Source organism: Flavobacterium sp. EDS, assembly GCF_020991525.1.
Taxonomy (GTDB): Bacteria; Bacteroidota; Bacteroidia; order Flavobacteriales; family Flavobacteriaceae; genus Flavobacterium.
Genome location: NZ_JAJMOZ010000002.1, coordinates 87,581 through 101,031 on the forward strand (window position 1 = coordinate 87,581; position 13,451 = coordinate 101,031).

Consider the following 13,451-nt stretch of genomic DNA (forward strand, 5'->3'; position numbering starts at 1 on the left):
TATTCTTTAAGAATTTTATATAAAAAAAATCCCAAGAAAATTCCTTGGGATTTTTAATTTTTTAGAAGTTTAAAAAAAACTATCTAATTGTATTGTTTTGAATCAAATCGATATACAAGTTTATCTTGTCTTTTAATTCTTTTCTAGGCGTTATAAAGTCTAAAAAGCCATGTTCCAAAAGGAATTCAGCAGTTTGGAAACCTTCAGGTAAATCTTTTCCTGTAGTATCTCTTACAACTCTTGGTCCAGCAAATCCTATTAAAGCACCTGGTTCAGAAATGTTGATATCTCCTAGCATGGCATAAGATGCAGTTGTTCCTCCTGTTGTTGGGTCAGTACATAAAGAGATGTAAGGTAATCCAGCTTCAGCAAGTTGAGCTAGTTTTACAGATGTTTTAGCTAACTGCATCAAAGAGTAAGCTGCTTCCATCATACGAGCCCCACCAGATTTTGAAATCATAACAAAAGGCATTCTGTTTTTGATTGCATGGTTAATTCCTCTTGCGATTTTTTCACCTACAACAGCTCCCATAGAACCACCAATAAAGGCAAAGTCCATACAGCAGATAACTACGTCTTTTCCTTTTGATTTTCCAACTCCAGTACGCACAGCGTCTTTAAGTTGGGTTTTTTCCATAACATCTTTTAATCGGTCTGCATATCTTTTTGTATCAACAAAATGCAAAGGATCTTTAGAAGTAAGGTTTTTATCTAGCTCAACAAATTCATTGTTGTCAAATAAAATTTCAAAATAGATTGCGCTTCCAATTCTAACATGGAAATCATCTTCTGGGCTTACAAATAAGTTACGAGCCAACTCATCAGCATCAATAATTTTTCCTGTTGGAGATTTGTACCAAAGTCCTTTTGGGACATCCATTTTGTCTTCGGTAGGTGTTGTAATCCCTTTTTCGTGTCTTTTAAACCAAGCCATATTTTTTGTTTTTGTTGTTTTAGGTTTAAAGTTTAAAGTTGTGAAACTTCAAACCTAAAACTTTAAACTTTTTAATTATAGTGTATTTACGTTATTCAAGTCAGCAAAAGCTTGTTCAAGTCTTGCGTTGAATGTTACTTCACTTTCACGTACCCATCTTCTTGGATCGTAGTATTTTTTATTAGGAACATCAGCACCTTCTGGGTTACCAATTTGCGTTTTTAAATAGTCAATGTTTTTAACCATATAGTCACGGATTCCTTCAGTGTATGCGAATTGTAAATCAGTATCGATATTCATTTTTATAACTCCGTATCCAATTGCTTCTCTAATTTCTTCAAGTGTAGAACCTGAACCTCCGTGGAAAACGAAATCTACTGGGTTATGACCAGTTTTAAATTTGTCTTGAACGAAATCTTGAGAGTTTTTTAAGATTTTTGGAGTTAATTTTACGTTTCCTGGTTTGTAAACCCCGTGAACGTTACCAAATGCAGCTGCAATTGTAAATTTAGGGCTTATTTTAGATAATTCTTCGTAAGCATAAGCTACTTCCTCTGGTTGAGTGTATAATTTTGAGCTATCTACATCAGAGTTGTCAACACCATCTTCTTCACCACCTGTAATTCCAAGTTCGATTTCAAGTGTCATCCCCATTTTGCTCATTCTAGCTAAGTAACCTTTACAGATTTCGATGTTTTCTTCGATTGGCTCCTCAGATAAATCAATCATATGAGAACTGTATAATGGTTTTCCTGTTTCTGCAAAATGTTTTTCAGATGCATCTAACAAACCATCAATCCAAGGTAATAATTTTTTTGCACAGTGATCAGTATGTAAAATTACTGTTGCACCGTAAGCTTCTGCTAAAGTATGAATGTGTTTTGCTCCAGCAATTCCACCAGCGATTGCCGCTTTTTCGTTAGCATTAGATAATCCTTTTCCAGCATTAAATTGAGCTCCACCATTAGAAAATTGAATAATAACTGGCGCATTCAGTTTTGCTGCAGTTTCAAGAACTCCATTGATTGTACTTGATCCAGTAACGTTTACTGCAGGAAGTGCAAATCCTTTTTCTTTTGCATAATTAAAAATCTCTTGAACTTGATCTCCTGTAGCTACTCCTGGTTTAATATTGTGTGCCATTGTAATTCTTTTTTAGTTGTTTTTTAGTTTTTAGTTTGCAAAAATAAGAATTAATTAGCATTAGAAAGGATAATTTATTCCAAAATTTAAAACCGAGTGTCCGAAGTTGTAATCTCTGAACCAACGTTTGCCTGTTTCGTAAGCAGGATTATAGGTTTTAAATCCTAAGTCAAAACGGATTACGAAGAAACTTAAATCATAGCGAAACCCTATTCCTGTTCCTAGTGCAATGTCTTTAAGATCACCAAAATTCTTAAAAGTTGCTTTTTCATCTGTTACATTATCTAATACATTCCAGATATTTCCTGCATCTGCAAAAATAGCTCCTTTCAATTTGCCTAAAACCTTATATCTAAATTCACCACTAATTGCAATTTTCATATTAGCTTCGTTAAAATCATTAACGGCTCCAGTACTTCCCGGCCCTAATGAATACGGTTGCCAAGCTCTATTATCATTCGATCCTCCAGAATAGTAACTTCTAGAAAAAGGAATGTAATCAGAATTACCAAAAGGAACAGCAATACCAAAAAATGTTCGTACAGCAACTACTTTTTCCTTTGTTAAATCCCAATGTTTAATGTATTCAAACTCAGTTTTTAAGTATTCAGAATATTCTAAATTAAAAATTTGATAGTTGCCATTTGTATTTTTTTGCAAATTAGCAGCTTTGGAGATTACTGATAGTAAAGATCCTGCTGTTTCAATTTTTGCTTTAAAAAGATAAAAAGTATTGTCTAGTAAATCTTTCTTAGTTGTTTTGGTAAAAGTATAACTTGATGCCAAAATAAAATCATTTTCTGTAAGTCGTCTCCTTCTTTCTTCAATGCTTTCTACTGTTTGGAAATCGCTTTCGGGAATTATTATATTTTTATTTAATATATCGTTTGTAAATCCGTTTGTTCCTTTTTCGATTATTAAATCTTGAGTTTCTTCGTCAATATAATCAGGATTTGTATTGTACTTTGCTGCTAGATCATTTAATGCGTTATAAGAGGAACGATACACACTGTAATAATTTTGTGGATTCAAATTCCGTACATATTGTACATTTAAAAGGTCAATACGTGCTGTATTATTTCTTTTTGGTGTCCAATTATAGGTAAATGCACCTGTGAAATTTTCTTTATCCAGACCTATGTTTCTTTGTTTTGCAAAACCAGCAGTCATTACTGTTGAAGGAATCATGCTTTTTGGAATGATTTTCTCGGTTCCAAAAGGCATTAATATTCTAGGTACGTTTAGCTTAATGTCGACACCATATTCTGATGCGTTAAAGAAAGTCCCGTTTGGATTTGCTAAATCTTGTGAAGAACCAACATTAACACGTCCTGCAATTTCTAGTGTTTCGGCACCATTAAATACATTACGAATTGTTTGTGAAAGACTAAAACCAATTCCGAAATCCTGAATGTTAGAATGGGTAACATCTAAGGTGGTTCCGAAACTGTATTTTTTTCTAGGAGTCAGGTATATCTTGGCAATTAGAGATTGCGCTGTAGAGTCTCTTTTATCTACTTCGTAATGGATAGATGGATAATTAAAAATCTTTAAATTATTTAAATATCGAGTTGTAAGCGTTGTCTTAAAATCAGCAAAAACAGTTCCTTTACTAATAAAAATTGCATCAGTTATTGCATAGGGCTTGTACTTTAGTTTTTTATAACTGTATAAATTAAAGTTTTTGTAAGTGGTGCTGTCTGTAATTTCTGATTTAGCATTTGCAGCCGAATAATCAGTATAAATGTTAACGTCGCTAATTTTATAGACTTTAAAAGGCACAGTTCTGCTAGAATCTTTATCCTGATAAGTGTAATCTTTTATGATTAGATCTATATTTGCCTTGTTCTTTTTGTTTATAGTATCAATGTTATAAGTTACATTGTTAGACTGGAAATAATACACTCCATGATTTCTAAAATAAGTTGTTATACGGTTTTTTTCATCATCTAAATCACTTGTCTTATATTGGTTTCCTGATTTTAATACCGTATTCTCAATGCTTTTGTTGTATAACGAATCCACATCAGGAGATGATATACTGGTAGTAATAGTGTCTAAAAGAAATGGTTGTCCTGTTGTTACAGTATATCGTATTTTGGCTTTCTTAGTGCCTACGCTGTCAATTGTAAAAGCAGTTTTGGTATTAAAATAGCCATTATGGAAATAATGATATTTTAAACGCATAGAAGATTTTTTTACCTTACTGGTATCAATAATTACTGGAGGTTCTCCAGTAGTTTTAAAAAAGTCATTTATGCCTTTGTATAAAAAAGACTGTCCAAGGCGATCGACTTGTTTTGCAGATAATAGTTTAGATAATCTTTCATATCTTTTAGGATTGCTTTTATATTTCGCCTGAAAAGTAGAATCTGGATTTGGATTGGCTAAATTGTATAAGTTTAAGCGCAACTTGTATCCACCAATAAGTGTGCTATTGGGTTTTTGATATAATTGGTTAAATATATTTTCATCCTTAATAGGTTTGTCATTTACTATAATTTCGTTCTTAGTAAGGAGTTTTTTACCATTAGGAACTCTTTTTACAGAATTACAAGCTGAAATAAATATTGCTATTAGAATAAATGCTACTATTTTTGTGGAAATCTTTCTCAAGTGTTCTAAAATATTTAATTCAAAAGTACATTATTTTATGGTTAGTAAAAACCAAATAAAGCTTATATCAGGTTTACTTCAAAAAAAACAACGTTTTGCTAATGGTTTGTTTTTTGCCGAAGGAGTAAAAGTAATTCAAGAATTGTTACAATCCAATTTTGAATTAGAGCACCTGTATACTACTCAAAACGATTTTGAGACCGTTTTAGTCTCTAAGAAAACGTTAATTAACGCACAAGAACTAAAAAAAATTAGTGCTTTGTCAACTCCGAATTCTTGTTTGGCAGTTTTTAAAATTCCTGCTGATAAAAAAATAATAGAATCTGGTTTAATCCTTGCTCTTGATGATATTCGTGACCCTGGGAATTTAGGAACTATTTTACGACTTTGCGATTGGTTCGGAATCAAGCAATTGCTTTGTTCTAAAGAATCAGTAGATATCTATAATCCAAAAGTGGTTCAGGCTACTATGGGTTCAATTGCTAGGGTTAATGTGAATTATATTGATTTAAAGACTTTTCTTGATCAAACGTCACTTCCTGTTTTTGGTACTTTTATGGATGGTTCTAATATCTATAAAACTGATTTACCACAAGAAGGTATTATTATAATGGGTAATGAAGGTAATGGTATATCGGATGAAATTGAAAAAAACATCCAAAACAGACTTACTATTCCTAGATTTGGAGATCTTCAAAAAACCGAAAGCTTAAATGTGGCTACTGCAACCGCAATTATACTTAGTGAATTTAAACGTAATAGTTAATTCTGTTATTAATGAAAAGTAAAGTTAATTAAAATAGCTCTTGATTTCATCGATTCTATGTTACCTGTCCAAGGGCTGTTTGGATCTTTGTCACGAATTAATTCGTCGCTAAGACCAAATGACCCTCTAATTGAAGGAGAGAAAATAAAATATTCTGAGAAAAAATCAACTCCAAAACCTAATTCATAATTCATTGTCCAAGCTTTTACTCTAAAGCGTTGCTCTAAATTGTCATCAATAGATTTTGCATTACTAGATAGATTTAACGTCGTAGACATTCCTCCAACTAAATAAGGTCGTACATTTCCTGTTCTTAACGCAGAGAATTTTAAGAGTAGAGGAAAATTGATATAAGTACTATTTACCTCTCTTAAATAATCAGTCTTCGAAGCAAGTTCAGGATTAGGATAATATAGATCTCTTTTAGTATAATATAACCCTGGTTCAAAACGAAGGTTAATATATTCCTGTAATCTTAAATCGGCTACAACACCAACGTTAAATCCAGTTGTTTTTTTTATCTGGATATCGGGTCCAACGGTTTTGTAGTCTATCTTAAAGTTATAGCTATTGAAACCAAGGTAATATCCAAAATAAAGACGTTGTTTTTGCCAAGTTTCTAAATTGATAATAGGATCTTTACTAAACATGCTTTTAGTAAATTGAGTATATCCCTTTGTAGTGAAGATAAATAAAATTAAGATTACAGTTTTTTTCATACTATTTTTTAGAAGCTGAATAAATAGTTGCTACACCAAATGTTTGTGGCAAGGCTTTCACATCTATAAACCCGATTTTTCGTAAAATATTGTTTAGGTTTTCTCCATAAGGGAAATTTGCGGCAGATTCAGATAAATAACCATAAGCGGCATCATCTTTAGAAAATATTTTTCCTATTAATGGAAGGATGTTTTTAGTGTAGAATCCATAACCTTGTTTATAAGGAGTTTTGTCTGGAACCGAAGTTTCAAGAATTACAAAAACTCCATTTGGTTTTAAGACTCTTAAAATTTCAGATAAACCTTTTTCAAGATTTTCGAAGTTTCTAACACCAAATGCTACCGTGATTGCATCAAAATGATTGTCTTCAAAAGGTAAGTTTTCTGAATCTCCTACGACCATTTCAATAGTTTGGCTTAGGTTTTTTGCAGCGATTTTTTTCTTTCCTACTTCAAGCATTCCAGAAGAGATATCCAAACCAATGATTTTTTCAGCATTTGTTTGTGCCATCAAAATAGCTAGATCACCAGTTCCTGTTGCGATATCTAGAATTATCTTTGGTTTCCTGTCTGAAACTATTTTTAATACTTTTTTTCGCCATTTAATATCAATACCAAATGAAATTACACGATTTAAGTTATCATAATTTCCAGATATTGTATCGAACATTTGTTCAACTTGTTCTTTCTTCCCTAAGGCCGAATTTTTATAAGGTGTTATTTTTTCTGACATTTTTTTAATTTGTACAAATATAATACAATATGTATTAACTGTTATTCCGTTTCTTTAATTACGAGATGAAATTATTTTTTGGTTTTTATTGGTTGTTATACCCACTTTTAATGATTTGTAAAAATCACTAAAAGTGGGTATTGTGAGGAAGTTATTTATTGTAGAAATTTACTTTGTAAAAATGATTATATTTTTTCAATGATTAATAGAGAATTAATGACCCAAATCAAATGGGTGCTACTTGCGCTTATCATCTCGTTTGTTCTAGTAAGTTGTTTTGAAAGTACTGTTTTTGAGAGCAGTATTATTTTTAAAGCGCAAAATACGTTCTTAGGATTAAATTTGTTTTTGGAAATTTTAATTTTCTTTGTCTTTAGTACCTTCGTGGTATTTGGTATTAAAGGCTTTTTTGAGATGTACTCTCAAAAAATCTCAAATATTATAATATTCTTTTCTGGTGTATTTTTAATATTTGTAATTTTTATTTTATGTTATCAAATACTCTTTCTAGAGTAGGTCATTTCTCTAATCATTGTTTGCCAAAAAAAAAGACCCGCATTAATGCGGGTCTTTTTTTTGTTATAATCTGACGTATGTTTCGTAAGTGTAGTCGTAAAGATGTTTTTCATCTCTTTTGTTTGGTTCTACTTCTATTAGTTGCCATTCGTTTTTATTGATCTCAGGAAAAAAAGCATCAGCGTCAAAACTATGATGAACTCTTGTAATTTCTAAAACATCAGCAAAAGGCATTCCTAAATTATATATTTCGCCACCTCCAATTATAAATGAATCATCATCTTTAGGGCATTTTGTAATTGCTTCTTCTATGCTTTTTACAACTATACATCCTTCGGGTTGATAATTATCTTGACGCGTTATTATAATATGAGTTCTGTTTGGTAGCGGTTTAGGGAAACTTTCAAATGTTTTTCGCCCCATTATAATATGATGTCCAGTGGTAAGGGCTTTAAATCTTTTGAAATCATTTGATAAGTGCCAAATCATTTCATTGTTTTTTCCAAGCGCATTGTTTTCGGCAACAGCCGCAATCATTATAATCATTTTATTTTTAACTAAGATTTATTTTCGGCATTGTCATTTAAGCTTGAGTCTAGCTGTGCTATTCTTTTTTGCTGTAAGGCAACAAGTCGGTCTATTTGTTCTCTTTCCCAATTTTTATTCATAAAACGGTCAGTGATATATACTTTTATAAAATGTAAAATAAAAATAAAAAACCAGACTGTAATTATCCAGATGTACCAGTTTTGTCCGTATGAGATATTTAAAAATCGATCAGCGACAAACAAAAATAAACTTCCTAAAAGGAATAAGACGAAATGAAAATATAGCGTTTTTTTTTGTCTTATTCTTCTTCTTGCGTATTCATACTGCTCGTGTAATTCCTTTTCCATGAGATAAATATTAGATTATAAAGATAAAATTTATTTTGAAATAGGACTATTTTGAGTGTTGAATATTTGTGCAGAAAAAGGTTTTGTGCTTTATGTTTATTTTTAGAGCAAAAAAAATCCGCTTTCGATAAGCGGATCTTTATGTTTTTATACGGAAACACTTCCTTTGATTCCTGCATGTGGCTCGTAATCTAAAAGGGTAAAGTCGTTGTAATCAAAGTCGAATATGTTTTTTATATCGGGATTTAAAACCATTTTAGGTAATGGTTTTGGCTCGCGTTTTAATTGTAATTCTAGTTGTTCAAAATGATTGTTATAAATATGTGCGTCTCCAAAAGTGTGAATAAATTCTCCTGCTTCGAGGTCACAAACTTGTGCAATCATCATAGTTAATAGAGCATATGATGCAATATTAAATGGAACGCCTAAGAATATATCTGCACTTCGTTGGTATAATTGACAAGATAATTTTCCTTTAGTTTCACCTTTTTCAAGATCAGGACTAGATACATAAAATTGGAAAAAAGCATGACAAGGAGGTAATGCAGCTTTGTTATTGGCTACATTTTCTTCAAATGATTTTTTTGTATCCGGTAATACTGATGGATTCCAAGCAGAAACCAACATTCGACGACTATTTGGGTTTGTTTTAAGTTCTGTAATGAGCTCCGAAATTTGGTCTATTTCTTCACTGTTCCAATTGCGCCATTGGTGTCCATAAACAGGACCTAAATCACCATTGCTGTCTGCCCAGGCATCCCAAATTTTAACTCCGTTTTCTTGAAGGTATTTAATATTTGTATCCCCCTTTAAAAACCAAAGTAATTCGTATATAATGGATTTTAAATGTAATTTTTTAGTAGTAACCATTGGGAATCCCTCACTTAAATCAAAACGCATTTGGTATCCAAAAACACTTTTTGTTCCAGTTCCAGTTCTATCTCCCTTTTGACAACCATTCTCAAGAACATGTTGTACTAAGTCTAAGTATTGTTTCATTTTTGATTATGCTTTACGCTTCTCTTTTTGAAATTTCATCACGAATTTTAGCTGCTTTTTCGTAATCTTCTTGAAGCACAGCTTGTTCTAGTAATTCGTTAAGCTCCTGAGTTGTATGTTTAGAATAGGTTTCGCCAGATTGATTGCTTTCTTCTTCGCGACCAAATGTTTCTGGATTAGAAAGCACGTCATCAATTTCTTGAGAGTCCTTGTCGCTTTCCATTGAATTAGACTTTAAATAAATCCCTGCCTTGTCCAAAATGTTTTTATAAGTAAATATCGGAGCATTGAAACGTAATGCCAATGCTATGGCATCAGAAGTTCTTGCATCGATTATTTCTTCAATTTTATCTCTTTCGCAAATCAGGCTAGAGTAGAATACTCCATCAACTAATTTATGGATAATAACTTGCTTAACAACAATATCGAATCGTTCTGCAAAGTTTTTGAATAAATCATGTGTTAATGGGCGAGGTGGTTTTATCTCTTTTTCCAAAGCAATAGCAATTGATTGTGCTTCAAAAGCCCCAATTACAATTGGTAACTTTCGTTCGCCATCAACTTCATTCAAAATCAAAGCATAAGCGCCATTTTGAGTTTGACTGTATGAAATTCCTTTTATCGATAATTTAACTAAGCTCATAAGTTGCAGACGTATAAGGTATTACTACCTCGTTTTAATTAGAATTTTGTGTAAAAAATAAAAGTGCAATTTTAATCAAAAAATATGGAACAAAAAAGCTACCTAAAGCAAAGATACGATTATCTTATTTTTAGGTAGCATTATTTTAGTATAGAATTTTTAAATCTTTATGAATGTTGTGCCTTAAAAGCTTTTAATTTTTCAATTAACTTAGGAACAATTTCAAAAGCATCACCTACAACACCATAATCTGCTACTTTAAAGAAAGGAGCCTCAGGGTCATTATTGATTACTAATTTTACTTTAGATGAGTTAATACCTGCAATGTGTTGTATAGCACCCGAAATTCCTATTGCAATGTATAAGTTTGTAGCAACTGGTTTTCCTGTTTGTCCTACGTGTTCACTGTGAGGTCTCCATCCTAGATCTGAAACTGGTTTAGAACATGCAGTTGCAGCGCCAAGTACTGCAGCTAAATCCTCTACTAATCCCCAGTTTTCAGGACCTTTTAATCCACGACCTCCAGAAACTACAGTGTCAGCATCAGCGATAGATACTTTTCCGGTAACTTTTTCTACAGATTCTACTTTTACTCCAAAGTCATTGTCTCCAATTGTTGGGTTAAAATCCTCAGCAGTTGCAGTACCAGCGCTTTCGTATATTCCATAAGAGTTTTTAGCAAGAGCCAGAACTTTTACGTCAGTAGCGATTTCAGTAATATTGAAAGCTTTGTTAGAAAAAGCATTTCTTTTTACCTGAAAAGGAGAAGTGCTTACTGGTAAACCTACAACATTTGATGCAAATCCAGCTTCAAGAGCAACAGCGACTAATGATGAAAGATAAATACTGTCTGTACTAGAAGATAACAAAACTACTTTTGTACCTTCTTTTTGTGCTGCTTGTTTAATAACGTCAGCATAAGCTTTAGCAGTAAAACCTGCTAATTTATCGTTAGTTACTTTAAGAACTTTGTCAACTCCGTATTTTGATAATTCGCTTACGTCGCTTGTGTTTATTGTTAATGCTGTAACAGTTGTTCCTAATGATTCGGCAATTTTTTTAGCATATGATGCCAATTCAAAAGCTACTTTTTTAAATTTTCCTTCTGCAGATTCTGCATATATTAATATTGACATGATTTCTTTGTTTTGAGATTATTAGTTTTAGGTTTCAAGTTTCAGGTTATAACTGAAAACTGAAATCTGCGACTGAAAACTGATTACTAGATTACTTTCGCTTCGTTGTGTAATAAATTGATTAACTCATCTAAATTGTCTGGAGAAACTAATTTCACTGCAGATTTTGGAGCTGGTTTTTCAAATTTTACAGCTTTAGTATTTACAGGAGCATCAACCGGTTCTACAATTGCCAAAGCCTTTGTTCTTGCAGTCATGATTCCTCTCATATTTGGAATACGTAAATCTTTTTCCTCAACTAATCCTTTTTGACCGCCAATAATTAATGGTAAAGTAGTACTTACAGTTTCTTTTCCACCGTCAATTTCGCGAACAGCTTTTACATTAGTACCATCAACAGTTATGTTTGTACATGAATTTAAAAAGTTATAGCCTAAAATTCCAGAAATCATTCCAGGAACCATTCCACCATTATAATCTAATGATTCTTTTCCAGCAATTACTAAATCATAGCCACCGTTTTTAATAACTTCTGCTAATTGTTTTGCAACAAAAAAACCATCAGTAGGATTCGCATTTACACGAATTGCTTCGTTTGCACCGATTGCTAAAGCCTTACGTAAAGTTGGCTCAGTATCAGGACCTCCAACATTTACTACAGTAACAGTAGCTCCTTGTTGTTCCTGAAACCAAATGGCACGTGTTAAGCCAAATTCGTCGTTAGGATTAATTACATATTGTACGCCATTAGTATCAAATTCTGAATCACCATTGGTAAAGTTAATTTTTGAAGTAGTATCAGGTACATGACTGATGCAAACTAATATTTTCATAAGTATATATTTTAATATTTCTAAATACGTTTCCACAAATTTAGAAATATAATCTGAATAATTTACTATGCATGCATAATAATTTTGAAAACTATTACGATTTCGTAAAATAGGGGGTAGATTTTGAAGAATGTTGCTTTTTATAGCTGGAAAAGTGGTTTTTAGGTAAGATTTAGGGCTTCGGGTGCGATGTAAGAATTGATAAAAACAGGAATTATCACGTTCTTTTTTATGGAGTTTTATTTCTATAAACTTCCTTTTCTAACAAAATAAAATTTAAATAAGAGCTGTATGGCTATTTTTAGGTTTATTATATCGATTTCGTAACTTGTAAATTTCGAAAGGAAAAAGTGGATACGTTAGTAAAACACCGTTAGATACGACACTTCTTGTTTTTTAAACTAAATTTATGCTCTTAAGTAATTTAAAATAATTATTTTTGCTTTTCAGAAAATTACAACAACAATAAAAAATATGAGAACAATACAATTTAGAGAGGCCATTTGTGAAGCTATGAGCGAAGAAATGCGTCACGATGAATCCATATATTTAATGGGCGAAGAAGTTGCAGAATATAATGGTGCATATAAAGCATCAAAAGGTATGCTTGCTGAGTTTGGTGCAAAAAGAGTAATTGATACTCCAATTGCTGAACTTGGTTTTACAGGAATTGCAGTTGGATCTGCAATGAATGGTTGTCGTCCAATTGTAGAGTATATGACTTTTAACTTTTGTTTAGTTGGTATTGATCAAATTATAAATAACGCTGCTAAAATGCGTCAGATGACAGGAGGGCAATTTAATGTGCCTATCGTTTTTCGTGGACCAACTGCTTCTGCAGGACAATTAGGAGCAACTCACTCTCAAGCTTTAGAAAACTGGTTTGCAAATACACCAGGGCTTAAAGTTGTAGTTCCATCTACGCCTTATGATGCAAAAGGACTTTTAAAAGCTGCAATTCGTGATAATGACCCTGTAATCTTTATGGAGTCTGAGCAAATGTATGGTGATAAAGGTGAGGTACCAGACGGAGAATATACAATTCCTCTAGGAGTTGCAGATGTTAAACGTGAAGGAACAGATGTTACTATCGTATCTTTTGGAAAAATTATTAAAGAAGCATTTATAGCAGCAGATGAATTAGCTAAAGAAGGTATTTCTTGTGAAATTATCGATTTAAGAACAGTTCGTCCAATGGATAAAGATGCGATCTTAGCTTCAGTTAAGAAAACAAATCGTTTAGTAATTCTAGAAGAAGCTTGGCCATTTGCAAGTATATCTTCTGAGATTACTTATATCGTACAAGAACAAGCTTTTGATTTTCTTGATGCGCCAATACAACGTATTACAACAGCAGATACACCTGCGCCTTACTCTCCGGTATTGCTTAAAGACTGGTTGCCAAATGCTGGTGATGTAGTAAAAGCAGTAAAGAAGGTAATGTATAAAAAATAAGAAAATTATCAATACTAATAAAACTTCATCATTTTCTTAATTGATGAAGTTTTTTTTTGGGG

At 32.2% G+C, this 13,451-nt stretch carries 13 protein-coding genes; 2 read left to right on the top strand and 11 right to left on the bottom strand.

Annotated elements, in window-relative coordinates; genetic code table 11:
- Positions 1–79: 79 nt before the first annotated feature.
- The 3 genes from accD to LPB87_RS03460 all read right to left on the bottom strand — a co-directional run bounded on the left by accD (position 80) and on the right by LPB87_RS03460 (position 4,693).
- Positions 80–934: an acetyl-CoA carboxylase, carboxyltransferase subunit beta gene (accD, locus tag LPB87_RS03450; protein ID WP_129539930.1), complete on the bottom strand. Its 855-nt coding sequence runs from the start codon at positions 932–934 to the stop codon at positions 80–82.
- Between the two features lie 75 nt (positions 935–1,009).
- Positions 1,010–2,077, bottom strand: a complete 1,068-nt coding sequence (gene fbaA / locus LPB87_RS03455) for a class II fructose-bisphosphate aldolase (RefSeq protein WP_129539929.1) — start codon at positions 2,075–2,077, stop codon at positions 1,010–1,012.
- A gap of 60 nt (positions 2,078–2,137) precedes the next feature.
- The gene (locus LPB87_RS03460; RefSeq protein ID WP_129539928.1) at positions 2,138–4,693 is read right to left on the bottom strand and encodes a BamA/TamA family outer membrane protein; all 2,556 of its coding nucleotides are present in this window, start codon (positions 4,691–4,693) and stop codon (positions 2,138–2,140) included.
- A gap of 37 nt (positions 4,694–4,730) precedes the next feature.
- Here LPB87_RS03460 and LPB87_RS03465 point away from each other — a divergent pair, with 37 nt between their 5' ends.
- On the top strand, positions 4,731–5,459 hold the full coding sequence (locus tag LPB87_RS03465) for an RNA methyltransferase (protein ID WP_230604962.1): 729 nt from the start codon (positions 4,731–4,733) through the stop codon (positions 5,457–5,459).
- An 8-nt stretch (positions 5,460–5,467) separates the two neighbouring features.
- On the opposite strand, the gene LPB87_RS03470 is transcribed toward LPB87_RS03465, so the two are convergent.
- From LPB87_RS03470 to LPB87_RS03505, 8 genes are all read right to left on the bottom strand, one after another.
- A complete protein-coding gene (locus tag LPB87_RS03470) occupies positions 5,468–6,178 on the bottom strand; it encodes a porin family protein (protein WP_129539926.1) in 711 nt (236 codons plus the stop codon).
- Between the two features lies 1 nt (position 6,179).
- The gene (gene ubiE / locus LPB87_RS03475) at positions 6,180–6,911 is read right to left on the bottom strand and encodes a bifunctional demethylmenaquinone methyltransferase/2-methoxy-6-polyprenyl-1,4-benzoquinol methylase UbiE (RefSeq protein WP_129539925.1); all 732 of its coding nucleotides are present in this window, start codon (positions 6,909–6,911) and stop codon (positions 6,180–6,182) included.
- A 579-nt stretch (positions 6,912–7,490) separates the two neighbouring features.
- Entirely contained in the window at positions 7,491–7,973 is a 483-nt protein-coding gene (locus LPB87_RS03480) for a dihydrofolate reductase (protein ID WP_129539923.1), read from the bottom strand.
- An 11-nt stretch (positions 7,974–7,984) separates the two neighbouring features.
- The gene (locus LPB87_RS03485) at positions 7,985–8,323 is read right to left on the bottom strand and encodes a 2TM domain-containing protein (protein ID WP_129539922.1); all 339 of its coding nucleotides are present in this window, start codon (positions 8,321–8,323) and stop codon (positions 7,985–7,987) included.
- Between the two features lie 147 nt (positions 8,324–8,470).
- Positions 8,471–9,322: a thymidylate synthase gene (locus LPB87_RS03490; RefSeq protein ID WP_129539921.1), complete on the bottom strand. Its 852-nt coding sequence runs from the start codon at positions 9,320–9,322 to the stop codon at positions 8,471–8,473.
- Between the two features lie 13 nt (positions 9,323–9,335).
- Positions 9,336–9,965, bottom strand: a complete 630-nt coding sequence (locus tag LPB87_RS03495) for a bifunctional nuclease family protein (RefSeq protein WP_129539920.1) — start codon at positions 9,963–9,965, stop codon at positions 9,336–9,338.
- Positions 9,966–10,132: 167 nt separating this feature from the next.
- Entirely contained in the window at positions 10,133–11,101 is a 969-nt protein-coding gene (locus tag LPB87_RS03500; RefSeq protein WP_129539919.1) for an electron transfer flavoprotein subunit alpha/FixB family protein, read from the bottom strand.
- Positions 11,102–11,187: 86 nt separating this feature from the next.
- Positions 11,188–11,934 carry an electron transfer flavoprotein subunit beta/FixA family protein gene (locus LPB87_RS03505; RefSeq protein WP_129539918.1) on the bottom strand — a complete coding sequence of 249 codons (747 nt, stop codon included), beginning with the start codon at positions 11,932–11,934 and terminating at the stop codon, positions 11,188–11,190.
- A 474-nt stretch (positions 11,935–12,408) separates the two neighbouring features.
- Here LPB87_RS03505 and LPB87_RS03510 point away from each other — a divergent pair, with 474 nt between their 5' ends.
- Positions 12,409–13,389 (top strand): pyruvate dehydrogenase complex E1 component subunit beta, encoded by a 981-nt coding sequence (locus LPB87_RS03510; protein ID WP_230604963.1) that lies wholly within the window; start codon positions 12,409–12,411, stop codon positions 13,387–13,389.
- Positions 13,390–13,451: the final 62 nt, after the last annotated feature.

What these genes read in the sequence shown, in the direction of transcription:
- accD (WP_129539930.1), bottom strand. Translation starts at nt 934, where the DNA reads ATGGCTTGGTTTAAAAGACACGAAAAAGGGATTACAACACCTACCGAA.
- fbaA (WP_129539929.1), bottom strand. Translation starts at nt 2,077, where the DNA reads ATGGCACACAATATTAAACCAGGAGTAGCTACAGGAGATCAAGTTCAA.
- LPB87_RS03465 (WP_230604962.1), top strand. Translation starts at nt 4,731, where the DNA reads ATGGTTAGTAAAAACCAAATAAAGCTTATATCAGGTTTACTTCAAAAA.
- LPB87_RS03470 (WP_129539926.1), bottom strand. Translation starts at nt 6,178, where the DNA reads ATGAAAAAAACTGTAATCTTAATTTTATTTATCTTCACTACAAAGGGA.
- ubiE (WP_129539925.1), bottom strand. Translation starts at nt 6,911, where the DNA reads ATGTCAGAAAAAATAACACCTTATAAAAATTCGGCCTTAGGGAAGAAA.
- LPB87_RS03480 (WP_129539923.1), bottom strand. Translation starts at nt 7,973, where the DNA reads ATGATTATAATGATTGCGGCTGTTGCCGAAAACAATGCGCTTGGAAAA.
- LPB87_RS03485 (WP_129539922.1), bottom strand. Translation starts at nt 8,323, where the DNA reads ATGGAAAAGGAATTACACGAGCAGTATGAATACGCAAGAAGAAGAATA.
- LPB87_RS03490 (WP_129539921.1), bottom strand. Translation starts at nt 9,322, where the DNA reads ATGAAACAATACTTAGACTTAGTACAACATGTTCTTGAGAATGGTTGT.
- LPB87_RS03495 (WP_129539920.1), bottom strand. Translation starts at nt 9,965, where the DNA reads ATGAGCTTAGTTAAATTATCGATAAAAGGAATTTCATACAGTCAAACT.
- LPB87_RS03500 (WP_129539919.1), bottom strand. Translation starts at nt 11,101, where the DNA reads ATGTCAATATTAATATATGCAGAATCTGCAGAAGGAAAATTTAAAAAA.
- LPB87_RS03505 (WP_129539918.1), bottom strand. Translation starts at nt 11,934, where the DNA reads ATGAAAATATTAGTTTGCATCAGTCATGTACCTGATACTACTTCAAAA.
- LPB87_RS03510 (WP_230604963.1), top strand. Translation starts at nt 12,409, where the DNA reads ATGAGAACAATACAATTTAGAGAGGCCATTTGTGAAGCTATGAGCGAA.